The 24883-nt window shown below is 70.9% G+C and carries 21 protein-coding genes; 11 read left to right on the top strand and 10 right to left on the bottom strand.

What is annotated here, in order from left to right:
* Positions 1-534: an adventurous gliding motility lipoprotein CglC gene (gene cglC, locus OWM54_RS05385; RefSeq protein ID WP_141332137.1), complete on the top strand. Its 534-nt coding sequence runs from the start codon at positions 1-3 to the stop codon at positions 532-534.
* Between the two features lie 87 nt (positions 535-621).
* A complete protein-coding gene (locus tag OWM54_RS05390) occupies positions 622-2037 on the top strand; it encodes a vWA domain-containing protein (RefSeq protein WP_223746664.1) in 1416 nt (471 codons plus the stop codon).
* Between the two features lie 92 nt (positions 2038-2129).
* On the opposite strand, the gene OWM54_RS05395 is transcribed toward OWM54_RS05390, so the two are convergent.
* The gene (locus OWM54_RS05395) at positions 2130-3344 is read right to left on the bottom strand and encodes a hypothetical protein (RefSeq protein WP_267696794.1); all 1215 of its coding nucleotides are present in this window, start codon (positions 3342-3344) and stop codon (positions 2130-2132) included.
* A 210-nt stretch (positions 3345-3554) separates the two neighbouring features.
* On the opposite strand from OWM54_RS05395, the gene purE reads away from it, so the two are divergent.
* The 3 genes from purE to ybaK are packed head-to-tail and all read left to right on the top strand — an operon-like array spanning position 3555 to position 5672.
* On the top strand, positions 3555-4052 hold the full coding sequence (purE, locus tag OWM54_RS05400; protein ID WP_046712787.1) for a 5-(carboxyamino)imidazole ribonucleotide mutase: 498 nt from the start codon (positions 3555-3557) through the stop codon (positions 4050-4052).
* Positions 4049-5191: a 5-(carboxyamino)imidazole ribonucleotide synthase gene (purK, locus tag OWM54_RS05405; RefSeq protein ID WP_223783070.1), complete on the top strand. Its 1143-nt coding sequence runs from the start codon at positions 4049-4051 to the stop codon at positions 5189-5191. The genes purE and purK overlap by 4 nt, the downstream gene beginning before the upstream one ends.
* A 4-nt stretch (positions 5192-5195) precedes the next feature.
* A complete protein-coding gene (gene ybaK, locus OWM54_RS05410; protein ID WP_223746661.1) occupies positions 5196-5672 on the top strand; it encodes a Cys-tRNA(Pro) deacylase in 477 nt (158 codons plus the stop codon).
* A gap of 13 nt (positions 5673-5685) precedes the next feature.
* Here ybaK and OWM54_RS05415 read toward each other — a convergent pair whose 3' ends face one another.
* Positions 5686-6714, bottom strand: a complete 1029-nt coding sequence (locus tag OWM54_RS05415) for a zinc-binding dehydrogenase (RefSeq protein ID WP_174816724.1) — start codon at positions 6712-6714, stop codon at positions 5686-5688.
* 73 nt (positions 6715-6787) lie between these two features.
* On the opposite strand from OWM54_RS05415, the gene OWM54_RS05420 reads away from it, so the two are divergent.
* Entirely contained in the window at positions 6788-7993 is a 1206-nt protein-coding gene (locus tag OWM54_RS05420) for a hypothetical protein (RefSeq protein WP_267696795.1), read from the top strand.
* Between the two features lie 135 nt (positions 7994-8128).
* On the top strand, positions 8129-9331 hold the full coding sequence (locus tag OWM54_RS05425) for an EAL domain-containing protein (RefSeq protein WP_223783071.1): 1203 nt from the start codon (positions 8129-8131) through the stop codon (positions 9329-9331).
* Positions 9332-9612: 281 nt separating this feature from the next.
* Here OWM54_RS05425 and OWM54_RS05430 read toward each other — a convergent pair whose 3' ends face one another.
* The 4 genes from OWM54_RS05430 to plpQ all read right to left on the bottom strand — a co-directional run bounded on the left by OWM54_RS05430 (position 9613) and on the right by plpQ (position 14770).
* A complete protein-coding gene (locus tag OWM54_RS05430) occupies positions 9613-11283 on the bottom strand; it encodes a hypothetical protein (protein WP_267696796.1) in 1671 nt (556 codons plus the stop codon).
* 30 nt (positions 11284-11313) lie between these two features.
* Positions 11314-13662 carry a PhoX family protein gene (locus tag OWM54_RS05435; RefSeq protein WP_267696797.1) on the bottom strand — a complete coding sequence of 783 codons (2349 nt, stop codon included), beginning with the start codon at positions 13660-13662 and terminating at the stop codon, positions 11314-11316.
* Positions 13663-13817: 155 nt separating this feature from the next.
* Positions 13818-14372, bottom strand: coding sequence for a DUF192 domain-containing protein (locus OWM54_RS05440; protein ID WP_267696798.1), 555 nt, complete (start codon positions 14370-14372; stop codon positions 13818-13820).
* A complete protein-coding gene (plpQ, locus tag OWM54_RS05445; protein ID WP_046712779.1) occupies positions 14369-14770 on the bottom strand; it encodes a motility regulator PlpA in 402 nt (133 codons plus the stop codon). The genes OWM54_RS05440 and plpQ overlap by 4 nt, the downstream gene beginning before the upstream one ends.
* A 25-nt stretch (positions 14771-14795) precedes the next feature.
* Between plpQ and OWM54_RS05450 the strand changes: the two genes are divergently transcribed.
* From OWM54_RS05450 to OWM54_RS05460, 3 genes are all read left to right on the top strand, one after another.
* Positions 14796-17156, top strand: a complete 2361-nt coding sequence (locus tag OWM54_RS05450) for a hypothetical protein (RefSeq protein WP_267696799.1) — start codon at positions 14796-14798, stop codon at positions 17154-17156.
* Between the two features lie 65 nt (positions 17157-17221).
* Complete coding sequence (locus OWM54_RS05455) at positions 17222-17749, top strand: hypothetical protein (protein WP_223746654.1); 528 nt, start codon at positions 17222-17224, stop codon at positions 17747-17749.
* Positions 17750-17821: 72 nt separating this feature from the next.
* Positions 17822-18289: a nuclear transport factor 2 family protein gene (locus tag OWM54_RS05460; protein WP_141332359.1), complete on the top strand. Its 468-nt coding sequence runs from the start codon at positions 17822-17824 to the stop codon at positions 18287-18289.
* A gap of 4 nt (positions 18290-18293) precedes the next feature.
* Here the strand turns inward: OWM54_RS05460 and OWM54_RS05465 are convergent, their stop codons facing one another.
* The gene (locus OWM54_RS05465) at positions 18294-19265 is read right to left on the bottom strand and encodes a homoserine kinase (protein ID WP_267696800.1); all 972 of its coding nucleotides are present in this window, start codon (positions 19263-19265) and stop codon (positions 18294-18296) included.
* A gap of 92 nt (positions 19266-19357) precedes the next feature.
* Between OWM54_RS05465 and OWM54_RS05470 the strand changes: the two genes are divergently transcribed.
* Positions 19358-20938, top strand: a complete 1581-nt coding sequence (locus OWM54_RS05470) for a tetratricopeptide repeat protein (RefSeq protein WP_267696801.1) — start codon at positions 19358-19360, stop codon at positions 20936-20938.
* Positions 20939-20956: 18 nt separating this feature from the next.
* Here OWM54_RS05470 and OWM54_RS05475 read toward each other — a convergent pair whose 3' ends face one another.
* Genes OWM54_RS05475 through OWM54_RS05485 form a run of 3 tightly spaced genes read right to left on the bottom strand, consistent with a single transcriptional unit; the run spans position 20957 to position 24846 of the window.
* Positions 20957-21451, bottom strand: coding sequence for a hypothetical protein (locus OWM54_RS05475; RefSeq protein ID WP_046712773.1), 495 nt, complete (start codon positions 21449-21451; stop codon positions 20957-20959).
* Positions 21452-21458: 7 nt separating this feature from the next.
* Positions 21459-22790 carry a cyclic nucleotide-binding domain-containing protein gene (locus OWM54_RS05480; protein WP_223746651.1) on the bottom strand — a complete coding sequence of 444 codons (1332 nt, stop codon included), beginning with the start codon at positions 22788-22790 and terminating at the stop codon, positions 21459-21461.
* Positions 22791-22827: 37 nt separating this feature from the next.
* Positions 22828-24846: an FHA domain-containing protein gene (locus tag OWM54_RS05485; RefSeq protein ID WP_223746650.1), complete on the bottom strand. Its 2019-nt coding sequence runs from the start codon at positions 24844-24846 to the stop codon at positions 22828-22830.
* Between the last annotated feature and the right edge of the window lie 37 nt (positions 24847-24883).

The following is a 24883-nucleotide window of genomic DNA, read 5'->3' on the forward strand; positions in this document are numbered from 1 at the left end:
ATGAAGATGTCCGTCCGAGCCGCGTTCCTCGCGACCACCGTGTTCGTGCTGGCGGGATGCAAGGTCAGCAGCGAAATCGGCAAGCCCTGCACCCTGGTGCGCAAGGCGGCCACGCCGCAGGAGGAGGCCGAGTATCCGACGGGTGCGGTGCCGGTGCTGGAGAGCGAGGTGGCGGATCGCCAGGACTTCATCTCCTTCGGCTCCGTGGAGTGCGAGGACCTCATCTGCGTGCGGGATCAGGAGTACCCGCGAGCCCGCACCGAGGAAGGTGAAGTGAACCTGACGGCGCCGGCGCGCGGCTACTGCAGCAAGCCCTGCATCGACGGGGCGAGCGCCAGCGCGTGTGAGGTGAAGGACACCACGGACGTGGAGCCCAACCTCCCCAAGCGCATGACGTGCCGCTCGCTGCTGCTGGACCAGGAGACGCTGGAGGCGCTGCGCTCCGCGGACGAGGACTTCTATCGGAACACCTTCGGCGAGAACAACTCGCCCTTCTTCTGCGCCGGGCGCCTGGGCACCTCGCAGGGTGGGTGACACTTTCCGGCGCGGGGGATAGACCTTTTCCCCGCGCTGGTTCGTAAAGGCAGGGCCCGCGTCCTCAACGCCCAGGAGCCCTGCCACATGAATCGAACGGTCCTCTTCCTCTCCCTGGCCGGAGTCCTGGCCCTCACCGCGCTGGTGTTGGGCCTTCCCCAGGTGGGCGCTCCGAAGACGCAGCCCGTGGTGGTGGTGGAGCCGCCGCCCAGGCCCCCTCCCCTGACGGGCGCGCCCGGCTCGCTGACGATGACCAGCCGCCTGTCGCACCCGTACGTCCCCGCGGGCAGCTCGGAGCTGTTCGCCACGGTGGACCTGATGGGCGCGGAGGTGCCGGGGGCGAAGCGCAGCCCGGTGAACCTGGCGCTGGTCATCGACCGGTCGGGCTCCATGAGCGGCTACAAGCTGGCGCAGGCCAAGCAGGCCGCGCGGCACCTCATCGGGCTGATGCGGGAGGAGGACCGGCTGGCCATCGTCCACTACGGCTCGGACGTGAAGAGCCTGCCGGCGGCGCTCGCCACGCCCGCGCAGCGCGAGCGGATGCTCCAGTACGTGGACGGCATCTGGGATGACGGCGGCACCAACATCGCCGCGGGCCTGTCCGCGGGCCGCTTCCAGCTGTCCACCGCGCAGTCCTCGTTCCGCGTCAACCGCCTCATCCTGATGAGCGACGGGCAGCCCACGGAGGGAATCACCGACGACGAGGGCCTCGAGCGCCAGGTGCAGGAGCTGCGCGCGTCCGGAATCACGGTGAGCGCCATCGGCGTGGGCACCGACTTCAACGAGGACCTGATGCAGGCCTTCGCCGAGTACGGCGCGGGCGCGTACGGCTTCCTCGAGGACGCAAGCCAGCTGGCCGCCCTCTTCCAGAAGGATTTGCAGCAGGCCTCCACGACGGTGGCGCGCGGCGTGACGCTCACCTTCACGCTGCCGTCCGGCACGTCGCTGGGCGAGGTGATGGGCTACAACGCGCGGCAGTCCGGCAACCAGGTGACGGTGTCGCTGCCGGACTTCTCCGCCGGCCAGCTGGAGCGCGTCGTCGTCAGGCTGGTGACGACGGGCCAGGCCGTGGGCAGCACCGTGCGCGTGACGGACGTGTCCCTGAGCTACTCGGACCTCATCCGCCAGGCCCCGGTGGAGGACAACGCCGCGCTGTCCGCGGTGGTGACGGACCGGCAGGAGGAGGTCCTCGCGCGCCAGGACAAGGACGCCACGGTGTACGCGGTGCGGGCACGCAGCGCGGCGAACCTCCAGAAGGCCGCCGAGGCCCTGCGTGACGGCCGCCGCGAGGAGGCCAAGGGCTACATCCAGCAGAACCAGGTGATGCTGCAGGAGGCCGGCGCGGTGGCCAGCCCCGCCGCGGTGGCCGCGGACCTGGCCGAGCAGCAGGCGACGCTGGACGAGTACAGCAGCGCCGGCAGCGAGGAGGAGCTGCGCTCGGCGGTGAAGAAGTCCAAGGTGAAGGCCCTGAAGGGCTTCGGCAAGGTGGGCTCCACGTACTGAAGCGCCCACGCATCGCCCCCCGGGCAAGCACCCCACCCCGTCCCGCCGCGCACACGTGGCGAGGCGGGGTGCGTCGCTTCAGGGCGATGGACTCAGTAGCAGAGGTACGAGTCCATCCAGTGGGCGTGCGGGTCCGCGCTCTCGTCGAAGGGCACGGAGATCTTGTTGGCGCAGCGGCCCATCGGCGACCAGACGAAGTTCAGGGCGGAGGTCGGCGGCAGGCAGAGGTAGTTGTCGTTCCACCCCGTCGCCACGCCCTCCCCGTTCATCCAGATGCGCGTGCAGCGCATGCCCGAGATGGGCCCGCCCAGGCTCCAGCGAATCCCGACGTCGCGCTGGGCGCACAGGTAGTTGTCGAGCCACGTGCCCGCCACGTCGGACGTCTCCGTGAGCGCCGTGCAGACCTTCCCCGGCATCTGCCCCGCGGAGGAGAACTCCAGGTTCACCGGCACCTCGTGGTAGCAGAGGTAGTTGTCGTCCCAGGTATAGGGGTCGTCCGCCTCCAGCAGCTGGGTGCACAGGCGCCCCGGCAGCGGGCCCGCCGACGAATAGGAGAACATCGCTTCCGCCTCCGGGGGCACGCACAGGTAGTTGTCGTGCCACGCGTTGTACGCCGGCTCCGCGGACTCGTGGATCTGGGTGCAGCGCATGCCGGGCAGCTCGCCGTTGATGCTCCAGCGCAGGCCGATGTCCTTGTTCGTGCACAGGTGGTTGTCCGTCCATCCTCCCGCGGCGTCGGCCGGCTCGTTCATCGACGTGCAGCTCATCCCCGCGATGGGGCCCGACGCGCTGAACGCCATCACCAGCGGCGCCTCCAGGCAGAGGTAGTTGTCGCTCCACCCGTAGGGGTCCTCGGGCTCGTGGAAGCGGATGCACTCCTTGCCCGGCAGCGGCCCCGTGCTCGACCAGGTCATGGTGAGCGGCGAGTCGTGGGGGACGCACAGGCGCTTGTCGAACCAAAGAGCGGGGTCCCCTCGCTCGGTCATCTCGATGCAACGCAGGTCCGGCCAGGGGAACGTCGTGTCCCCGTCGTACCAGAAGAACCCGAGGTCCGTCGGAGAGCACAGGTAGTTGTCGTCCCAGCCGTGCGGGTCGAAGGTCGCGGCGATGCGCAGGCAGTGCATCCCGGCGATGGGGCCACTCGCGCTGAAGACCACGCCGTGGAAGCTCGTGAACCCGGAGGTCAGGGGCGAGCCCACCGAGCGCTCCGCGGGCGCCGACGGCTCGGGTTCTCCACTCCCCGCCTGACACCCCAGGCCCAGCCAGACACAGAGAAGTCCGAGAGCGAACGCTCGATGAACCACCACGCGATGCAAGGCTCTTTTCATCAGAATAATCTGACATACCTGTATTACAGGTGGCCAGTCGGAGACTTGGGACGGAACGAAGCGAGCGAGCGCACCCACCGTGCGCACGGGCGTGGCCGGGTCAGTTCCAGGTTGACCGTCGGAATCGCCCGGCCCTATCTCCGCGTTCCTCCAGCCTTCGGCCGGAGAGCGCATGGAGGCGTGGACCGAATGGCGAGCGGCAACACCCCCTGGGTCGGGGTCATCATGGGCGGCAAAAGCGACCTGGAGTACCTGCAGCCGGGCATCGACGTGTTGAAGGAGCTGGGCATCCCGCACGAGGTGCGGGTGGTCTCCGCGCACCGCACGCCGGACTGGATGATGGAGTACGCGTCCACGGCCGAGTCACGCGGGCTGTCGCTCATCATCGCCGCCGCGGGGGGCGCGGCGCACCTGCCGGGCATGGTGTCCGCGAAGACGCTCCTGCCGGTCATCGGCGTGCCCATGCCCACCACGCTGCTCAACGGCATCGACGCGCTGCTCTCCATCGTGCAGATGCCCAAGGGCGTGCCGGTGGGGACGCAGGCCATCGGCAAGCCGGGCGCCGCCAACGCCGCGCTGCACGCCGCGTCCATCCTGGCGCTGAAGTACCCGGAGCTGCGCGAGCGGCTGGCCGCGTGGCGCAAGGCGCGCACCGACGAGGTGCTCGCGCACCGGGAGCTGTCATGAGCCCGCGCGTGGTGCTCCCTGGTGGGACGATTGGCATCCTCGGCGGAGGGCAGCTGGGGCGGATGATGGCGCTGGCCGCGCGCACGCTCGGCTTCCAGGTGCAGGCGTTGGACCCGGACCCGACGTGCCCCTCGCGCTCCGTGGTGGACCGCTGCCTCACCGCGTCCTTCGGGGACATCGCCGCCGCGGAGGAGCTGGCGAAGGGCTGCGACACGGTGACGCTCGAAATCGAGAAGGTGCCGCTCGCCACGCTGGAGGCGGTGGCGCGCCATGCGCCCATGCGGCCGGGCGCGTCCGTGCTGAACATCATCCAGCACCGCGGCCGGCAGAAGGGCTGGCTCGCCAGGGGCGGCTTCCCCGTGGGGCCGTGGCGCGAGGCGCACTCCGCCGAAGAGCTGGCCCAGGCCATCCAGGCGCTGGGCGGGCGGTGCTTCGTGAAGTCCAGCGAGGGCGGCTACGACGGGCGCGGGCAGGTGGAGGTGAAGACCGCGGGTGAGGCCGCCTCCGCGTGGCGTGAGCTGGGTGAGCGCTCCGTCGTCGTCGAGGCCGCGTTGGAATTGGAGTCGGAGCTGTCCGTGCTGGTGGCGCGCAGCCCCAAGGGCGAGCTCGCGGTGTACCCGCCGGCCTTCAACCACCACGAGGAGCGCATCCTCGCGTGGTCGCTGCTGCCGGGCCCCCTGCCGGAGAAGGTCTCCGCGAAGGCCACGGAGCTGGCGCGCGCCATCACCGACGCGCTGCAGGTGGAGGGCCTGTTGGTGCTGGAGCTGTTCCTGCTGCGCGACGGCACGGTGCTCGTCAACGAGCTGGCGCCCCGTCCGCACAACAGCTTCCACTCCACGGAGGTCGCGTGCCTCACCTCGCAGTTCGAGCAGGCGGTGCGCGCGGCGTGCAACCTGCCCCTGGGCTCGGTGGAGGTGGTGCGCCCGGCGGCCATCGTCAACCTGCTGGGCGACCTGTGGCTGCGCGAGGGCGGGCCGCGCTTCGAGGACGCGCTGGCGCTGCCCGGCGTGCGGCTGCACCTGTATGGCAAGCGCGAGGCGCGCAAGGGACGCAAGATGGGGCACCTGTCCGCGGTGGGCACCACGCCCGAGGATGCCCTCGCGCGGGTGAAGGCCGCGGCCGCCGTTCTCGGGGTGTGACGCGATGAAGACGAACGCCGCCCGGCTGCTCGACTCGCTGGGCGTGAAGTACTCGCTGCGCGACTACGAGGTCGACCCGGAGGACCTCTCCGCGGAGACCGTGGCCGCCAAGGTGGGCATGCCCGCCGAGCAGGTCTTCAAGACGCTCGTCGCGAGAGGAGACCGCACCGGCGTGTTGATGGCGGTGGTGCCCGGCAACGCGGAGCTGGACCTGAAGGCGCTGGCCCGGCTGAGCGGGGACCGCAAGGTGGACACGGTGCCGCTCAAGGAGCTGCAGCCGCTCACCGGCTACGTGCGCGGCGGCTGTACGGCCATCGGCGGCAAGAAGGACTACCCGGTCTTCGTCGACGAGACGCTGGAGCTGTTCGACGAGGTGGCCGTCTCCGCGGGCGTGCGAGGCACGCAGCTCGTGCTGGCCCCGGCCGACTACCTGCGCGTGACCAAGGGCAAGGTCGGCCCCATCTCGCGCGACAAGGCCTGAGCGCGGGCCTTCGTCAGGTCAGCGAGCCCTGCGCGGGCATGAAGAGCACCTTGCCGGACGTCATGTCCGCGGAGGCAATCTTCACCGCCTCGCCCGCGGACTCGAGCGGCAGCCGCGCGCGCACGGGCGTCTCCAGCTCGCGGCCCACCAGCGCGGGCACGCCCATCAGCGCCTTGAGCTGCTCGCGGCCGAAGCCCCGGCGCGCCCACTCCGACAGCGCGAAGCCGTCCACCGTCTTGCGTCCGAAGATGACGTCGCCCGGGTCGAACCGGCACTCCTGCTCCGACAGCGCGCCGTACACCGTGACGTGCCCGCCCTCGGGCAACGCGCTCAGCAGTTGCCCCGTCAGTCGCCCCGCCACCGCGTCGAAGGCGAGCGTCACCTTGAGCTCGTGACACATGAGCCGCAGTCGCTCCTGGAACTCGGGCTCGTCGCTGCTCAGCACGTGCTCGACGCCCAGGCCGCGAAGGAGCTCCACCTGCTCCTTTCGCCGCACCACGTGCACCATGGCCACGTTCCGACGACGGGCCAGCGAGCCCAGCATCCGCCCCACGCTGCTCGCCGCGCCCGTCTGCGCGAGCGCCACGTGGCCGCCCTCCTTCGCGCGCTCCATCAGCACCCACGCGGTGAAGGGGTTGACGAAGAGGCTGGCGCCCTGCTCCACGGAGATGTGGGCGCGCAGCGGGATGCACTGCTGCAGCGGAACCACGGCGTACTCGGCCCACAGGCCATCCCCGCCCACCGGGGCCACGCACGCCACGCGGCGCCCCACCAGCAGCTGCCCCGCGAGGCTCCCCGCGGACACCACGGTGCCGCTGCCCTCGAAGCCCGGCACCACGGGCAGCGCGTTGCGCACGCCGTACTGGCCCCGCACGAACTGGAGGTCCGCGGGGTTGATGGGCGAGGCGGCCATGCGCACCAGCACCTGCCCCGCGGTGGGACGCGGCACGGCGCGGGTCTGGACCTGGAGGGACTCGGGGCGCCCGTCATAGGCGTGGAGGACCAGCGCGCGCATCGCCACGGGGACCGGGGGGGTTCTCATTGCGGCAGACCTTTTAATTCGGCCGTGCGTGAAAGGGGGAGCCCCTTGCCCTGCCCCCACGCTCGGAGTGTCGATGAACGCCACCATTTTGCAGTTGCACCACCGCGAAGCCTTCGAGCGGACCGTGACGAGGGCGCTGGCCGCGGGCGCGGGCGCGGGGCTGGTGCAGCTCGTCACGGCGAGGCTGGGGGTGCCGTTGCCGTTGGCGTGGCTGGTGCCGGCGGCCGTGGTGCTGGCGTGCGCGCAGGGCGACAAGTGGGACCGCGTGCTGTTGGGAGGACTGGGCGTGTTGCTGACGTCGGTGCCGTATGGGCTGGGGATGGCGCCCGCGTGGACGGTGGCCTGCAGCGCGGCGGCGGCGGGCTCGCTGCTGGTGCGTGCGCGGCTGAGCGAGAAGGGCGTGGAGGGACAGGTGGCGGAGGCGCGCCCCACCCTCGTGCACCTGGGCCTGGGGGCGCTGTTGGGCGCGGGGCTCACGCTCGCCGGCTCGGAGATTGCCCGGGTGTTCTCCGCGCGGCTGGCGGACCTGGCCACGCCCGCGCTGCTCGCGGCGGGGGCGACGGGCGCCATCCTGGGGCTCTTCGTGGGACTGAGCTCGGTGGCCGCGCACCTGGCGCTCACGGCGGACCCGGTGGAGGCGCGCGCGGAGGAGCTGATTCCTCGGCTCGCGGGGGACTTCCGGACGCAGTGCGAGCGGGCGCTCGCGCTGTATCGCCAGTGCGGGCAGTCGCTCGCGCTGTTGCCGCGAGAGCCCGCGCGAGAGGAGCTGGCCCGCACGCTGGCGCGCATCACCCGCGACGCGGTGGAGCTGGCCTCCGAGTGGGCGGGCGTGGAGTCTCAGCTCGAGGAGCGCGCGCAGGCGGAGCTGCGGGCCGAGCGTGAGGAGTTGGAGCGCGCCGCGCGAGCCACCACGGACGCGGTGGCCCGCAGGCAGTTGGAGGTGGCCGCCGCGTCGCTCGCGGAGGAGGTGGAGCGACTGGGGGAGCTGAAGGTGCGGCGTGAGCGAATCCTCGCGAGGCTGCGCTCCGAAGTGGCGTTGCTGGAGCGCGCGCGCGTGGCGCTGTTGTCGCTGCGCAGCGGACAGGCGCAGCTCAAGGCCGCGGAGCTGTCATCCCTCGCGCGACGCTTCCGCGCGCTGTCCTCCGTGCAGTGGGAAGAGGGGCAGGGACTGGACGCCGTGGCCTCGCAGGCCACCCTCGCGCATGTCCCCGAACCCGTCCAACCCGTCGGGGAGGAGGCTCCTTCGGAGGCCCAAACCGCTCGGATTCGTACGTCCTGAGCGAGGAATTCCCGGATATCGGACACGGGTAGAGGGGGGAACGGGCGCTGTCTCGCACGCTGAGTGGTGGTTGTGGTGGTGGTTCGCAGGCATGAACTGTAGACGTGGGTAGCGTCAGGTAACATTTGCCCCGTCATGACCCACCCCCTCGTCCGACAGCCCGGTCTGATTCCCCTCTGGTTGTGGAACGGCACCGAGCCTGGGGTGACCTCCGCGTTCCAGCCCATCGTGGATCTGCGCACGGGAGAGGTCATCGGGTACGAGGTGCTGTCGCGCGGACAGGGCTCGCTCGAGTCACCGCACGAGCTGTTCACGCACGCGCGGGTCTCCGGCTACACGTGGGAGCTGGAGCGCGCGTGCTGGACGTCGGCGCTGCGCTGCATCTCGAAGCTGCCGGAGGACCAGCGGCGCGCGCCGTTCTTCTTCAACGTGAGCCCGGATGTGTTGAGCGACCCGCGCTTCGGGGATGGCTCGACGCTGGCGCTGTTGGAGCGGCATGGGTTGGGGCCTCGGCATCTGGTGCTGGAGATCACCGAGAAGGCGGTCATCGAGGATGGCGCGCTGTTGCAGCGGCTGACGCGGGAGTGCGCGGCGCAGGGCTTCGGGCTCGCGCTGGATGACTTCGGCGCGGGGCACTCGGGGCTGGTGACGCTGGTGCACTGCGTCCCGCGATTCATCAAGCTGGACCAGGCGCTGGTGCGGGACATCCATCTGCACGCGTACCGGCAGCACCTGGTGAAGTCGCTGGTGGACTTCTCGTCGAGCGTGGACGCCATCCTCATCGCCGAGGGCGTGGAGACGTGGGAGGAGATGACGGTGCTGCTGCGGCTGGGCATCCGTCACGCGCAGGGCTACCTGCTCGCGCGTCCGACGCCGAGCCCCATGCGTCCGGCCGAGGCGTTCGAGTCGCGGCGGCGCGAGGCGATGCGCGCCCTGCTCCTGCGTGAGCGCGCGGATGACACGACGGTCGGAGGACTGGTCATCCGGCGCGCGACGGTGGATGTGTCCGCGACAGTGGACACGGTGAACGACGTGTTCCGCGACGCGCCGCAGGCGGACCACGTGGTGGTGCTCGAGGGTGCACGGCCCCGCGCGCTGGTGACGCGGCGGAACCTCGCGTCATGGGTTCCCGGCAGTGCGGTGCATGCGCCCTCGCTCATCATCGAGGACCAGGTCGCGGTGACGGCGCTCGTGGGGCTCGCGATGGCGCGGCCTCCGGAGGCGGTCTACGAGCCGGTGGTCGTCACGGATGCGCAGGGACAGTTCCTGGGCACCGTGACGATGAAGCAGTTGCTGCTGCGTGCCACCGAGCTCGCCGAGCGCCCCGCCGCGAAGTAGCAGCGGGACTGCGCGGACACACGGAGTCCGACGCGCCAAAGCCGCGACCGCGCGTCGCAGCGCGACAAGGCGACGCCGCTCGCGAGGCGTCACCACCTGAAACCAGATGCTCGACCCTCGGTAGCACCGGCGCGTGTTCGCGCCTCGGCGCGTCTTCGGAGTTCAGCGGTCACGAACTCGATGGAGCCCCTACGCTCCGCCGAGGTGAAGGACCTCCGTCCGCGTGAGCGTCACCCGCCTTCGCCGATGACGCTCACGCGTGAGGCCACGAGCCCCGCGACTTACTCCCACGCCAGGTGCAGCCGGCCGTCCTCGAAGATGAGGCCCGCGTCCTCGAGCCCCGTGGAGCCGTTCTCCACCGAGGGCAGCACGTTCGTCGGCGGCGCCAGCAACGTGTCGCGCCCCTTCGTGAAGCCCTGCTCGCGAACCAGCGCCATGTACGCCCGCCCCAGCGCCAGCGCCCGCTCACGCGACGGCGTCAGCAGCCACGCCAGGTCCTTGTCCCCTCCCACCGAGGCCCGACGCACGGAGGGCTCATCCACCTTCCCGTCCGCGAAGAAGCGCGCGAGCAGCTCCTCGTTCGCCCGGAACTCGTCGCCGCCCTTCACCCGCTCGAAGTACGTGAGCACCTCCGGCTTCGCGTGCCCCGCCTGCGGCACGTCCGCGATGCCACGCAGGTCCTGGTGCCGCCAGCCTTCCCTCCCCGGCACCTTGCGCGGGAAGCCGAAGGTCTGGTCCACCGTCACCCCCAGGTTCGTGTGACAGCCCATGCAGAACACGTGCTCCTCCATCGTCTGCACGCGCAGCCGCCCCCTCGCATCCTCGATGAAGCCCTGCAGTCTCCAGCCGAACTCGTTGATGAGGCCCAGCTCCGGCGTGCCCGGGAACGCGGGCAACCGGTTGCGCATCTTCTTCTCCTGCTCCGCGCCGTAGAACGCCATCACCTGGTCGCCGGCGTACTCCTCGTCCTTGCGCGAGTAGCGGACCTCCTTCATCCGCGTGGACAACAGCGCGGGCGCATCCGGGTCCACGTACCGCACGGTGTGCAGGAACTCGACACCGCGCGGGTAGAAGTCGCGCCGCACCTTCACTTTCGCAGCGGCCCCCGCGTAGTGGGTCGGCAGTCCGCGCACCACCTCCACACCCCGGGCCAGCACTCCATCTCCATCCAGGTCCACCCCACCCGCGCGCTCGTCCACCGGCTCCACCCGGCGTCGTGACTTCGCCGCGTCCAGCAGCGCCGGGTCCACCGTCATCGCCGCCTCCAGGATGGCAAGGTTGAGCCGATACACCTCGCGCGACGGCTGTCCTCCCGCATCACGACGGAACGCCTCCGGGAGCCGGATGAACACATCATCCGTGCTGCCATTCGTCGGCCAGAACGTCCCGAGGAACGGCTTGTAGCGCACGGCCCTCCAGCCACTGCCGTCCTGGGCGAACCCCTCCGCGTCGAACCCACGCGAGAGGTCCAGGTCCGGCACCCAGCCCTTGAACCCGCCGGGCCGCCGCATCAACGCCTCGCGCAGCGGCGCGTAGTTGTCCTCGCGGATGTAGCGCAGCACCTCGTCGTCGGAGATGGCCTTCATCGCCCGCGAGCGGTCCATGAAGAGGTTGCTCCACTGGTTGAGCAACCCGACGTCGCTGAAGGCGTACTCGGCCTGCAGCGACTCGTCGTCCATCGTATTGAAGCCGACGCCGCCCGTGTGACACGTCCAGCACGGATTCGAGACGCCCTCCGTCTTCGTGTAGCACATGGACGGAATGGGAGCCTCGCGGTTGGCCACCGTGCTCCCGCTCGCCAGGGCTTGCGCGAGCGGGTCGAAGGGAGGCTCCCCCCGTGAGGGCGTGGACGTCCCCCGCTGACGCCACACCGCCGCGGATGCGAGCAGACTTCCCAGCGCGAGCAACAACCCCAAGGCGGCTCGCGCGCCTCCCTTCGACATGAGCGACATCGGTGGCGTCCCTCGTGGATTCCCGCGTGACTACGGCCAGACGCTGTAGCTGTCCTCGCCCGGGTGCTGGACGCTGACGAACAGCGTCTTCATGTCCGCGCTGAACGCGGGCCCGGTGGCCTCCGCGTCGCTCGGCATGGACAGCACGCGGAACGCGCGACGGAAGTGCGCGTTGCCCCGGTGTGCCGGCTTCTGGTTCAGGTAGTAGACACCGTCGGCCACCTTGTTGACGCCGAAGTTGCCGTCCGTGCCGAACCACACGCCGCCGTCACGGTCGATGACGAGGTTGTCCGGCTTGGCCGCGGAGAACTCCGGCGCCGCACTGGTCGCCGCCGTCTCGCCCTTCCACACGCGGAAGTACGCGAAGGTCTTCGAGCCCCCTGGCGCCGCAGGGTTCGCCTCGCGGATGCCGAAGATGGAGCCCACACGGTCCACCGCTCGGTTGTCCGTGGCGGCGCGCGCCTTGGTCACCCACACCCCATCCTGCCCTCGCGTCGCGGTGGCGACCCGGCCCTGCTGGTCCAACGCCGTCGGGTCTCCGTGCTCGGTGAAGGCCACGTACAACAGCGGCGTGCCGCTCGGGTCCTTGGGGTTCCACTCCAGGTCCTCGGGACGGTTCAGCTCCATCACGCCGACCTTGTTCGCCGCCGTCCACAGCAGCTTGCGCACCTGGTCGTCATCCGTGAAGCCGCCAATCGCGTTGTAGCTGACGTCGCGCAGCGCGGCGCCCACCGTCATCGTGGGCACGCCGAGCGCCTCGCCGTTGGGCGTCAGGTCCGCGCTGTCCAGGCTCAGCTCCACCCAGCGCCCCTGCCCCGGCGCCTCCTCCGTCGGGATGGCGCCACCCACCAGCGTGTCACCGGTGGCGTTGTTCAGGCCCGCGAAGTGCGCCGCGTAGACCTTGCCCTCATCGAGCAGCGCGCGCGTCTGCGCCTTCGTCATCCCCGCCGTGTACGGGCGGCTCGAGACGAACTTGAAGATGCGGCCACCGCGGCGGTCATCACCGCCGTAGATGACGATGGGCTGCCCCTCCAGCAGCTTCCAGCTCGCGTCCACGACGAAGGCCGCGTTCTCCCAGCGCGCGCGGCCCATGACGCCCAGCTTGCGGTGCCCCGCGCCCGGCTTCGTCGCGTCCTTGCCGTACCAGAGGTCCGCGGGCTGGCCCGGGTCGATCTCCGTGAGGAAGCCGTGGCCGTCCTTGCGGTGCGTGGAGCGCGTGTCCGAGCTGACCATGTCGCCGGACGCGGGCGCCGAGAAGTCGGGCGCGAGCGGCGCGCCGGCCTGCATGCCGGGCGCGGTGGGGACCCAGTCGTTCTTCGACGTCCACAGGCCACCCTCGGGGTCGCCGTAGACGCCCTGCACGTTCTCCTCCCCTGTGAAAATGGTGCCCCACGGCGTCTGCCCGCCCGAGCAGTTGGAGTGCGTGCCCGCCACCACGCCCTCGGCCAGGGGCGCGCCGGAGTCATCGGTGTCCACACCGGACAGCCGCAGGCCCACCACCTTCGCCAGCGTGGCGCTGGAGGCGTCGTAGCGCAGGTTCGCCGCGTTGCGGTCCACGGCCCACTCACCGGTGGACGGGTCCTGCACCACGCGAATCCAGGTGCCGCCGACCTGCTTCTTCCATTCCTTGTTGTAGGCGACGAGCGCGTCGTCCTGCCACGTGGTGCCGTCCGTCACCGTGTTGGACAACGTGCCGGTGCTGCGCAGGAAGCGCGCGAAGTCCAGGTGCTGGCCGATGGGCGCCGTGCCCACGCGCGGCTTCGTGCCGGAGATGTACTCGTGGTTGATCCACATCCATCCCGCCGCGCCGCTCCCGTTGAACTGGGGCGCGTTGTCCCCCGAGGCCCACCCATCCCCGAAGAACGCGATGTAGTCGACGTTCGCGCCGAAGCGCGCCCCCGCCTTGCTGAAGGTGATGGGGTCCATCCACTTGATGACCGTGGTGGAGTACAGGCCCGGCACCGTGCGCACCGTGTCCGTCGACGCGGGCGGCAGCGGGAACACCAGCGGCGAGGGCAGCGTGCCCGCCACCACCTGGTCCACGCGCGACTTCACGTACTCGGCCAGGTTCGTCGCGCCCGTGCCCAGGTCCCCCCGGAACGTCAGCGCGATGACCGAGGACAAGGGCGTACCCGCCTCCACGCCGGGCGCCCGCGTCACCGCGCCGGGCCCTGGCTGCCCCTGCGAGCCCGGACCCGCCGGCCCCTGCGGACCCGCGGGCCCTGGAGCACCGTCACCCCCCGGGGCGCCATCCCCGCCGGGCGCGCCATCCTGCCCGTTCGCGCCAGCGGGGCCCGTGTCCCCCTCACAGGCGACGAAGGACAACGAGCTGCCCAGAAGCACCGCACCGGTCGCGAGCCGCAACAGACGAGAAGACATGAGCCACTTCCTCCAGGGGTTCGCGTCGCGCTCGCATGCGGGCGAACGGACGCGAGCGAATCCTGAGGAGGCTGTGTGGCGACGGCTTGTTCAGTGCGTCACTTCTTCATCACGTCACGGCCCCATGACGTCACGCGCGAGCAACGTCGCGCGCGTCACGGGTCGATGCGGAGGTTGGACACGCCCTCGAACTCCACCGGCGAGCCCTTGCGCAAGCCGACCTTCTCCGCCCAGCCGCCCGGCACCTCCAGCACGTACTGGCTGGGCGCGCCCACCGAGCGTGTCTCCATCGACCTGGGCACCGCGCGCGACACGATGCCCGCGATGCGCAGGTCCGCGGTGATGAAGATGATGTCCAGCGGGATGAGCGTGTTGCGCATCCAGAAGCCCTGCATCGACTCCTGGGGGAACAGGAACAGCATCCCCTTGCCCTCGGCGAACTCCGTGCGCCACATCATCCCGCGCTCTCGCGAGTCGCGCGTGGCGGCCACCTCCACCTCCACCCGGTGCACGCCCCCGAAGGCGTCCTTGAGCCGCACGTGCGCGCGCGGCAGCGTGGGGCCCACGTAGTCCTTCGCGGTGACATCGGTGACGGGAGGCTTCACGGGCGCGGGGGGCGTGGACGAGGGCTGCCGGCCCTGCGCCTCCTGCTGACAGGCGCAGAGCGCGAGCGACAGGAGGACCAGGCCGAGCCGACGCGGGGTCTTCATGGGTGCTGGGGGTGCAGCGGCTTGTTGAGCAGCTTCTCGGTCAGCTCGGGCCCCAGGCTGTCGGACATGAGCCGCTCCACCACGGTCTCGAACTCCACCCGCTGCGTGTCGCTGCTGTAGATGAACCGGATGCCCATGCCCGGCTCGTCGCCGTCCGCCTTGGACCAGACGACCTCGCCGAGCAGCTCGAACGGCGCCTCCCGGTGGGGCACCGTCAACTTGAAGAGGAAGCGCGTGCCGATGGGCAGCGGCTTCTTCGTCTTGATGAACGTGCCGCCCTTGCTGATGTTCTTCGTGTAGTCCGCGAAGAACGAGTTGAGCTTCTTGTAGTCGACCTTCAGCTCGATGGGCGCGCGCCCGTGCTGGCGGTGCTCGGGACCTGTCTTCTGTTCGGACATGCGGCCCGGGAGTATAGGGGAGGCCATGGAGCAAGTCCTCACCCGTGCCCGCGCCTTGATGCGTCGCCCGGCCGTCCTGGCCCCCCTGCTCCTCCTGGCGGGCGGAGGCTCGGCGCTCGTCCTCCTCCCCCTCTTCGGCGTCCCCGGCTTCGAGCTGGGCCTGGCCCTGGCCATCGCCGTGGGGCTGCTCGGCGGGGGGACGGGCGTGGCCGCCGCCGCCCAGGAGCGTCGGATCCTCCTCGGCCAGGAGCCCCGCCCCCCCGGCGCCCTGCGCCCGGACGCCCCCGGCACCGCCGTGACCCGCGCCCTGGGTGCGGCCCTGCTCCTCAACGTGGCGGCGCTGGTGCCCCCCTTCCTCACCTCCACCGTCTTCGCGTGGCTGCGCACCGCGTGTGACCCCTTCGAGCTGGTGGGTTTCTATCCCATGCTCACCCTCCCCTCGGCCGTGCTGGCCTCGGCCTCCGGGGTGCTGTGCGGCCTGGGGGCTCGCCGGCCCTCGCGGGGCGTGGGGCTGCATGTGCTCCTGGTGCTGCTGTCGCTGGTGCCCACGGTGTGGCCCATCGTCGCCGGCCCCCAGGTCTTCGCCTTCAACCACTACCTGGGACATCTCCCCGGCCCCCTCTACGACGAGGCCCTGGTGATGACGCCCGCGCTCGGCTGGTTCCGGCTGGAGACCCTCTTGTGGGCCTGGGTCCTCGCGGGCCTGGCCACCGCGTTCCTCAAGGTGGACTCGGGGCACCTGTCGCGAGCGGCCCCGCGCGTGGGCGTGCTCGTGGGACTCCTGCTGCCCGTCGTGGCCATCGGCTTCCTGGAGGTGAAGGGGCCCCAGCTGCGCACCCGGATGACGGACGCGTACCTGGCCGAGACGCTGGGCGGCGTGCGCGACACGGAGCACTTCCGGCTGCACTACCCCCGGGGCAAGTCGCGCGAGGACGTGGACCGGATGGCCCGCGACATGGAGTTCCGCTGGACGCAGGTCCAGCGCTTCCTGGGCGTGGCCCCCACCGAGCGCATCCGCGTGTGGCTGTATCGCAACGAGGAGGAGAAGCAGCGGCTGGTGGGCGCCGGCCGCACGCAGTACGCGAAGCCCTGGCGCCACGAGCTGCACATCCAGGACAAGCCCTTCCCCCACTCCACGCTGCACCACGAGCTGGCCCACGTCATGGCCGCGCCCGCTGGCAGCGGTCCCTTCCGCGTCACCACGCGCCTGGGCCTGTGGCCCCTCATGGGCGTCATCGAGGGGTTCGCCGTCGCCGCGGACGGCCCCGCGCAGGGGGACCTCACGCTGCACCAGTGGGCCGCGGGCATGCGCCGTCAGAAGCTGGCGCCCGACATGCGCAAGCTGATGGGGCCGGAGGGCTTCTACCAATCCGCCCCCGCGCGCGCGTACACCGTCGCGGGCTCCTTCCTCCTGTACCTCGCTGACACCTATGGCTCGGACAGGCTGCGCGCGCTCTACGCGCACGCGGACTTCCAGGAGGCCTATGGGCGGCCCCTCGACGAGCTCGTCGGTGAGTGGGAGCGCCATGTCGACGCCCTGCCCCTGGACGACGCCGCCGTGGCCCGCGCCTTCGCGCGCTTCCGCGCTGGCAGCCTCTTCAGCCGCGCCTGTGCGCGCGAGGTGGCCCGCCTCACCGAGCCCGCCCGCGCCTCGCTCGTGACGGACCCGTCGGACGCGCTGGAGCGCTACACCCGCGCCGCCACCCTCCAGCCCGAGGAGCCCGCCTACCGCCTGGGCGAGGCCGCCGCCCTCTCCGCGCTGGAGCGCTACGACGAAGCCACCACCGTGCTCACCACGCTCGCGGGCAAGGTGAAGGGCCAGAATGTCTCCGAGGCCGAGGTGGCCATGGCGCTGGCCGACGTGGAGACCCGCCGCGAGCGACCCGAGCAGGCCCGCGCGCACCTGGACACGGTGCTAACCCTGGACGCCACACCGGATTTGACGCGCACCGCCCAGGTGAAGCTCGCCGCGCTGGAGTCCACGGCGCGCCGCGCCGGCATCGACGCGTACTTCCTGGCGCCCAAGGAGGAGCTGCGGCTCGTGCTCCTGTCGCGCGCCCTGCAGGCCCTGCCCTCGGACCCGTACCTCAACTACCTGCTGGGCCGCAGGCTGCAGCAGGTGGGCTCCCCCGTCCTGGCCGGCGAGTCGCTGCAACGTGCGCTGTCGGACGATTCGCTGCCCCTGTCCCTGCGCCGCGAGGCCTTGCGCCTGAAGGTGGAGGCTTCCTATCTCTCGGGCGACTGCGGCGCGGTGCGCCACGAGGTGGGTGTCCTCCCGGACTTCGGCACGGCCTTCAAGGCCACCGCCCAGGAGTGGGTGGAGCGGTGTGATTTCGAGGAGAAGACCTTCCGGGGCGTGCTCGTGCCACGACAGGCTTTCCGCTAGCCGCGCTTTCCGCTAGGCAGGCAGCCCACACAGCGGCGACGAGCCAGGTCATCAGGAGGGAAGCGATGCGGTTCGAGACGAGGCAGCGAATCCAGGGGACGGTGGACGAGGTGGAGCGCGCGCTCCTCGACGAGCGGTACTTCGAGTTCCTGCTCAAGCACCATGGCGTGCTGCTGGAGCTCCAGCCGCTCGAGGTGAAGGCCGAGGGTGACGTGGTCCGCCGCCGGGTGCGCTACCGCCCCAAGCCCGTCATCGAGAGCATCGGCCCCAAGCGCGTGCCCCCCGAGTGGTTCGCCTTCATCGAGTCGTCCACCTACGACAAGCGCCGCAAGGAGCTCACGTTCACCAACGTGCCCACGTCCCACACCATCTCCAAGATGCTGGTGAACACGGGCACGCTGCGCTTCCGTGACCTGGGCGCGGGCCAGACGGAGCGCTCGCTGGACGGCGAGATCTCCCTCAAGCTGCCCTTCCTGATGAAGCCCCTGGCGCTCATCGGCGAGAAGGTCATCCAGGGCGAGGGCCTGAAGATCCTCGACAACGAGATTCCCGTCCTCAACCGCTTCATCTCCGAGGTCATCCGCAAGGGCTGAGGCACGCGAAGTGCAGGCGGGGCCGTGGGGAATGGGTTGACTTCCTCCGCATTGTCTTCGTAAGGCCCCGCCATGCTCTACCGCTTCCTCGCCATCTGCGCCCTGTCCCTCCTGGCCGCCTGCGCTCCGAAGCGCATCCCCGGCACTGAAATCGACGACACCGACGAGACCCGCGCCATTTTGGCAGTGATGGAGGCCTATCGGTCTGCCATCGAGGCACGCGACGCCCACGCCATCCAGGCGCTGGTGTCGAAGGACTTCCGCGAGGACGCCGGCACGCCGAGTGATCCCGAGGACGACCTCACCGCGGCGAACCTGGGCCCGTACCTGGAGACGCTCTTCCCGCAGCTCCAGTCGCCCAAGGTGGAGATGGAGGTGCGCAAGGTCCAGGTGGGCAAGGACATCGCCACGGCCATCTACTACTGGAAGCTGAACTTCCGGATGCCCGGCCTCACCTCGCGCCCGCAGAAGGAGGCGGAGCTGGAGCAGATGGTGTTCCGGCTCGAGGGCAACCAGTGGAAGATCCTCACCGGCATCTGAGGCCTCACAGCCCCAGGAGCGCCGCGTAGCCCTGGGGGCCCATGGCCGTGAGCGCGCGGGCCCGGGTCAGGTAGGTGCGGTAGTCCTTGCGCACCAGCTTGTCCGCGGGCAACGCGGACAGGTGGTAGTCCCGGATGCGGCTCGCGGTGAAGCGCACCGCCCCGAAGAGCGCGTGGCCGAAGAGGCTCTCGCGCTCCACCGGGGCCAGCGGGCGGACATCCTGGTAGCCGCGCACCAGCGCGCGACACAGCTCCGGCAGGTATTGCCCGCCGTCGAAGCACCAGGCGTTCAACGTGATGACCAGGTCCAGGCCATAGGCCTCGCGGCAGGCCATCTCGAAGTCGAAGAAGGCGCCCACGCTGTCGCCCAGCCACTTCACGTTGTCGGTGAAGAGGTCCGCGTGGATGACGCCGAGCGGCTCCAGGCCCTGTCGCCGTGACTCCACGTGGGTGAGCATCCCCTCCAGCTCTCCTGAGAGCGATGACAGCGTCGGGTCCGGGTGGCGCGCCAGCTCCACCAGCCACCCGCGCACCACCTGGGGGGAGTACGGGTTCTCGCGGCTGCCGCCGAAGGACTGGGTGTCGCGGTGCAGCTTGCCCAGCTCGGTGCCCAGCCGCTCCAGGTGCTCGGCGGTGAGGCCCGGGTGGCGCTTCTCCTCACCGGGGAGCCAGCGGAAGACGCTCACGCGGCCGCCCGCGAGCTCGACGAAGGTGGCGCCCTCGCGCGTGGTGAGCTGCACGGGCGAGGGGAAGTGGTGCGCGGCCAGGTGCGCGAGCAGCGCGGACTCGAAGCGCAGGTCGTCCGAGGAGCGCACCGTCGTGTGGCGGACGAAGTAGCGGCCGGTGTCGGTCTCCAACCGGTGGTTGGTGTTGATGGAGCCCTGGGGGATGGGCGTCACGCCGAGCACGTTTCCCAGCCCGAAGGTCTCTGCGATGCGCGTGAAGACGTCGGGGGACAGCACCGTGTGGACCGCCATTGCTCACTCCTCCCGTGCTCCGGGCTCCGTCCATTGACACCCGCGAGGGGCGTACCTAATAGCATCCAACTCCAGCGCGGGGAGACAGGTCCATGAGCACCGAAGGTCACGGCGACTGGAAGCGACGCGAGAGTTGGAAGAGCGCGCTGACGCAGGTGGCGGTGGTGGCGGTGGTGCTCGCGGGCGCCGTGGCCTACTTCGTCCACCGGGGAACGGTGCGAAGGGAGACGGAGGAGCACCTGCGCGCGGCCCGCGCCGCCGCGCTGCGAGGCAATCCGTCCGACTTGACGCGCGCCATGGCGGAGCTGGAGAAGCTCTTCCAGTTGGACTCCGACGCCCGCGACGCGCAGGCGCTGGCCGCCGACATCCAGACGGTGCTGTGGCTGGAGCACCATCAGCCCGGCGCGGATGCGCGGGCCCGTGAATACCTGGCCCGGGCCGAGGCGCTCGACTCGCGCTCCGGTGAACGGCATGGCGCCCGCGCGCTGCATCTGCTCGCGGAGGGCAAGACGGCCGAGGCGGAGAAGTACCTGGCGGACCTGCAGACGCAAGGGGCCAACAGCCCCCGGCTCACGCTGGCGCAGGCGTTCACGCTGCAGGCGAAGGGGGATCTGCCCGGCGCGCGTCAGGCCTTCGCCCGCGCGGCGGAGAACGCGTATCGGGATCCGCGCTTCACCACGGCGTACGGGGAGGCGCTGCTGGACGAGGGGCAGCCCGCCCAGGCGGTGGAGGCGTTCGAGAAGGCGACGAGCGTGAACCCGGACCACCTGATGGCGCGGCTGGGCATGGGGCTGGCGCACGCGTACCAGGGCAAGAAGCTGGAGGAGGCCGAGCGCGCGCTCGCCACGGCCCAGGAGAAGCAGGCGGAGCTGACGCCCGCGCTCACGTCGCGCGCTGGGGCGCTGAAGGCGGAGCTGGCGTTGTCGCGTGGCGCCGCGGACCAGGCGCTCCAGGAGGCGGATGCGGCGCTGAAGGCCGTGCCGGATGACGTACATGCGCTCTTCGCACGAGCGCGAGCGCTGGCCGCGCGCAAGGTGCCCGAGGCGCGGGGCGCGTTCGAGGCCGCGGTGGCGAAGCGCAAGACGGCGCCCCTGCTCTACCTGGACGGCGCTCGCAGCTTGCAGGCCTCGGGTGACACCACGGGCGCGCTGGCGCTGCTGGATGCGTATGAGGGCGCGTTCGGGGCCATCCAGGTGGCGTCCGCGGACGGGAAGAAGGTCCCGCTGCTGGAGCAGGACGGCCGCTACTGGCTGGCGCGCGGCGGGCTGCTGGAGGCAGCGGAGCGGCAGGACGATGCGCTCGTCGCCTACGACAAGGCGATTGCAGCCAAGGGCGTGGGGCTGGCAAAGGCGCAGTACGCCAAGGGCGCGCTGCTGGTGCGGCGCAAGGACTACGAGGGCGCCAAGGCGCTGCTCGCGGTGATCGCGCCGGACACGGGCGCGGGCTCGTTGCCGGAGGCTTACAGCGCCATGGGCGACCTGCTCTTCGCGCAGAGCGCGTACGCGGCGGGCTGCCAGCACTACTACTTCGGGCTGGTGCGCGCGCGGGCGCAGGGCATGCCTCGCGAGGAGCTGGCCTCGCGCATCGACACGGTGAAAAAGGGCCTGGAGACCGCGGGCCAGGGCGCCATGGCCAAGGCCTGGTTGAACGAGACGGGCGCCCTGCTCCAGTGAGGCGCCCGCCGCGAGCGGCTACAGCAACTCCGTCGCCTCGAGCGGCCGGTACTTCGCGCGAACCACGCGCCACTCGCCGTCGGCTTCCTTCTCGAACGTCCCCTCGATGAGGTACGCGTTCAGCACGCTGTCGGCCGCCAGGTCCTTCACGCTCTCCGCCTGCGAGCGGCCGAAGATGAAGCGCGCCTGGAAGTCACCTTGCGTGGGCGAGACCTCGTGGACCTCCAGGTTCGTCGTGAAGATGCGGACCCACTGACCGCGCAGCACCTGCCCGGTGAGGATGCCGCGCACCTGCCGCGAGTCCATGCCGCCGTCTGTCTTGAAGCGCTCGGACACGCCCTCCATCACCTTGCTGATGTCCTTGGCCTCCGCGGCCCGCGTCATCGTGATGACCTGACGCGTGACGGCCTCCGGGACACCGGGCTCGTGGCGCGGCCAGAAATAGAGCACCGCTCCGGCCGCCACCAACGCCAGCGCCACGCCCACCACCCGCGAACGCGACAACGTCACCATGCGCTCCTCACGCCGCCTCGGGCTCGAGCACCAGCTCGTCCGCGTCGATGATCTCGGCGGGCCGCAGCGCCTCGCCAATCTGCTTCAGCCGCCGGTCCGAGAGCTGCTCCAGGTACGTCCGGATGTGCGGGAACGCCTGCACCAGCGCATGGAACGCGTTGCGCTCCAGGAACGCCGCCGCCGTCTTGCGCGTGGCCACCACCGTCGCCGAGGCGCGCAGCCCCGTCAGCAGCGAAATCTCCCCCGCCACATCACCCTCGCGCAGCACGCCCAGCGTCACCGTGCCGCCCGCCGGGTCCTCCTTCTGCACCACCAGCTCACCGGCCAGCACCAGGAACAGCCCCGGCGAGTGCTCGCCCTCCACCAGCACCTTCTCGTGCCCCTGCAGCGCGCGGAAGGTGAAGCGCTGCAGCAGCGCGCCCCGCTCCGACTCCGGCAGCGTCTGGAACATGGGCGAGGTGGCCATCAGGTTCCGCGCCATGCGCTGCTGCGCGAAGTCCGCCAACACCTGCGGCACCGCCGGGTGGCTCTTGGCCACCGCGTTGAGGTGCTCGCGGCGAATCTCGAAGACCTCCGTGTCGGACACCGCGGACACCGTCGCCGTCGGCGGCGCGCCCGTCAAAAGAGCAATCTCCCCGAAGATGGACCCGCCGCCGAGGAAGCCTAGCGTGCGCGCCTCACCCTCCATCTGCCGCGTCACCTCCGCCTTGCCGGCGACGAGCACGTAGAGGTGGTCGGCGGGCTCGCCCTCGCGGCTCACCACCTCCTCGGGACGCACCCGGCGCCACGCCATGCGGCCCACCAGGTCGATGAACGCGTCCCGGTCCAGGTCCGCGAACAGCGGCAGCGGAGGACGGCTGTTCGGATCCGCGGAGCCACCCGGATCCGGCGCGGCCAGCACCTCGATGGCGCGGTTGGAGAGCTCCTCTCCAGCCAGCCCCATCAGGTCCGTCTCCACCTTCCCGTCGTACAGCGTCTCGGGCGGCAGGGGCGGCGGCACCACGGCGCGACCCGGCGCGCTGCGCACCGCGCGCGAGTGGACGCGGATCAGCGTCTCCTTCAACCGCCGCTCGTTGGGCGCCAGGTCCAACCCCAGCTTGCACGCGGCCATCGCGGACAGCAGGTAGTCGCGACGCAAGAGGCCCTCGGCCGTCGCGTGGTACGACGTGACGGCGCGCTCGCGCTCACCCAGCTCGGCCAGACACCGGGACGCCATCATCCGGGAGCGGTGGTCGGCGGGAACCCGGCGCACCGCCTCCGCGAACACGGCGAGGGCGCGCTCGAACTGGCGCTCCTCGATGAGGTCCATCCCGAGCTCACGCAGCGACGACTCGCTCATCCCATCTCCCCACGTACGAACGTTGTTGGCGAGCGCCTCACGGCTGTATCTCGCTCAGGTACATCTCGGCCTTGCGCTTCGTATCCGAACCCTCGGCCGCCGTCTCGATGACGACCTTGAACTTCTCCGCGGCGGAGCGAGGGTCCCGGTCGCGCTCGATATACGCGCGCATGTACAGCTCCTCCACCTTCTTGCTCAGGTCGTCCAAGCCATCCCGCGCCCGACGATCTCCCGGGTTGAGGCGCAGGGCCTCGCGGAAGTTGCTGCCCGCCGCCGCCAGGTCACCCTTCTTCAGCGCCGCCTGCCCCGCCGCCAGCGCCGCCGACGCGAGCTGCTCGTCCAGCGTGCGCCCCAGCGAGCCGTCGAAGCCGATCTGCCGGTACAGCTCCGCCGCGCGGCGCAGGGGCTTGGACGCGGACTCCAGCGCATTGGACGCGAGCTTCTTCTGCGCGTCGTCCAGCGCGCGCTGGAACTGGGGAATCAACGTCTTGAGCTGGCGCGAGCGGTCCTTCACGTCCTTGTCCGCCTTGTACTTCTCCACCACGCGGTCGCACTCGAGCACCGCGCGCTGGTAGTCGCCGCCGTTGAAGCGCCGCTCCACGTCCGTGAAGGCCTCCGCGATGAAGCGCTTGCGCTCCTCCTTGGCCCGCTCCTCGTTGCGCTCCCGGCTGGCCCTGTCCCGCACCGCGCTGTCCCGGGCCTCCTTGGCCAGCTCCGCCTGCAGGTCCTGCAGCTTCTGCGAGTACGCGGGCCGGTTGAGCTCCGGCACCTGCTCCAGCAGCGACTGGGCCGTGGCGACGTCACGCGCCGCGAGCGCCTCCTCCATCTTCTGGATGCGCCACAGCTCGTCCTTCGTCTTGACCTCCTGCTCCAGCTTGCGCCGCACGTCGTCCGTCTTGGCGGTGCCCTGGGGCGTCTCGGACAGCTTCTGGCGGGCCCCCTCGAAGTCGTTGGCGTCGATGAGCTCGCGCACGGCCTGGAAGGACTGCTGCACGAGCAGCTCCTTCGCCGCCGCCTTGCCCAGGCCTTCGTCGTCCGCGCCCGGGCGCAGCTTCTCCGCCTCCTCCACCAGCTTCACCGCGCCGGCGAAGTCGTCCGAGCGCACCGCCTCGCGCGCCTTCTGCATCAGGAGCTTCGAGCGCTCCACGTTGGGGTCCACCGGAGGCGGGGGCGGCGGTCCCGAGGGGATGAGCATCAGCCCCAGCATGAGCAGCACCACCACGCCACCGCCCACGCCGATGAGCAGCTTCGCCTTCGAGTTCCCTCCGCCGCCGGTGACGGCGCTGCGCGGAGGCGGACGCGGCCGGGGAATCGCGATGGCGCCCTTGCCCTTCTTCACGCCGCTGGCGTCGCGGTTCTTCTCCTTCAGCTCGTCCGGCATCCGGTAGTTGGCGTTGGTCGCCTCGTTGAGCCGCGGATCATTCGGGTCCACGTCGGTGCCCCGGGACGCACCCGCCGCCTTGCGCGCCTCGTCGCGGTCCTTCGCGGCCTCCTCGCGCTCGCGCTTCTCCTCCGCCTCGCGGGCCTCCGCCTGCGCGCGCAGCTCCTTGATCTGCTCCGCCTCGTCCACGAAGCGAAGGCGCGTCTTGCCGATGGCGATCTCATCCCCGTGCTTCAGGGTGCACTCGTCCACGCGCTGATCATTCACCTGGGTGCCGGAGATGCTGCCCAGGTCTCGCATCGCCACGCCGCCCTGGCCGTAGATGAGCTCCAGGTGCCGGCGCGACACGGACTGGTCATCCAGCACGAAGTCGCAGTCCTTGCCGCGCCCCACCACCATGCGCACGCCCTGGAAGCGCTTCTTGCGCCCGCGGTCCGGCCCCGCCAGCACCAGCATCTGCACCGGCGGCCCGGCGCGCGTGGCGTCCGCGTTGTCGTCCTCCTCCTCCTGGCGACGCCGGGACTCCTCGCGCACGTCGGACACCGAGGCCACCCGCGTCTCGTCCGTGCGCGAGCGCGGCGGCTCGGCGTCCCCGTAGAGCTCCGGGTTGGCGGGGCCGTCGGGCTGGCCCTCGTCTCCGGAGGGTGGCGCGGCGAAGTCCTCGTCGGAGGACACCTCGCGCGGAGGGCGGCCCCGGGAAGAGGGCTTACCT

The organism is Myxococcus sp. MISCRS1 (assembly GCF_026626605.1).
Taxonomy (GTDB): domain Bacteria; phylum Myxococcota; class Myxococcia; order Myxococcales; family Myxococcaceae; genus Myxococcus; species Myxococcus fulvus.